This window comes from Streptomyces milbemycinicus (assembly GCF_002154605.1).
GTDB lineage: Bacteria > Actinomycetota > Actinomycetes > Streptomycetales > Streptomycetaceae > Streptomyces > Streptomyces milbemycinicus.
On sequence record NZ_MUNE01000375.1, the window covers coordinates 1 to 868 of the forward strand.

General features: G+C 68.9%; 1 protein-coding gene. It reads right to left on the bottom strand.

What is annotated here, in order from left to right; all coding sequences use genetic code 11:
* Positions 1 to 285 precede the first annotated feature (285 nt).
* The coding region (locus tag CCN51_RS28680; RefSeq protein ID WP_086860236.1) for a FadR/GntR family transcriptional regulator at positions 286 to 868 on the bottom strand (583 nt) is incomplete at its 5' end.

Below are 868 nucleotides of genomic sequence, written 5' to 3' on the forward strand. Positions count from 1 at the left end.
CGCCGGCACGTCGCTGCTCATCGGCCTCGACGCCGACCACGTCATCAAGGACATCACTTTCGAAAACCTTGTCATCAACGGGCGGGTCATCCGCGACAGCGGGGGCAAGCCGAACTGGTACCTGGCCTCAGACGGCGTGCCCATGTTCGCCAACGACCACGCCCACAACCTCCGCTTCCTCNNGGGCGGCTGGAGCGGTCTACCGCCTGCCGCCCCGGGCGCCGACAGGCCGCGTGACAGGCGGCCGAGAAGACCGCGTGTCGCGGCGGGGTCCGATGGGGAACGCTATCCGAACAGGCGCCGCTGGATCTCCCGCCGGTAGTCCTCGAGCGTCCTGTCGAGATGTGCCGCCGTGGCCTGGGCCGCCTCGTCGGGCCGGCCGTCACGAATGGCCCGGTAGATCGCCTCATGCTCCTCGACCGCCGACTCGGTGCCCTCGCCGAGCCTGTCGTGGATCCCGATCGCGCTCGACTGCCGCTGCAGTCGTCGTGCGTCCCGCACGGCGCTGACGAGGAAGGTGTTGTGCGAGGCCGCGGCGACGCCCGCGTGGAAGTCCTCATCCGCCTGGTTGAACACATCGACCTGACCGTGGACGAACCCGTCTCGGCACTGCTGCGTGGCGGTTTCAATGGTACGGAGCTCGGCGGGCGTGGCACGGGTGGCGGCCAGACTGCTGGCAGCCATCTCCTGAATCCTGCGGAACTCGAACAGCATGAGGACGTGATCAAGGTCGACGGGGCGGAAAAAGCCGCCCCACCGGCTGGTGAGGAGCATGCCCTCGTCGTCCGCGACGAACAGTCCGCGCCCCTTGTGCGCCCGGACCCGGCCAAGCGCCGAAAGGATCTTCACGGCCTCCCGCACCACCGCC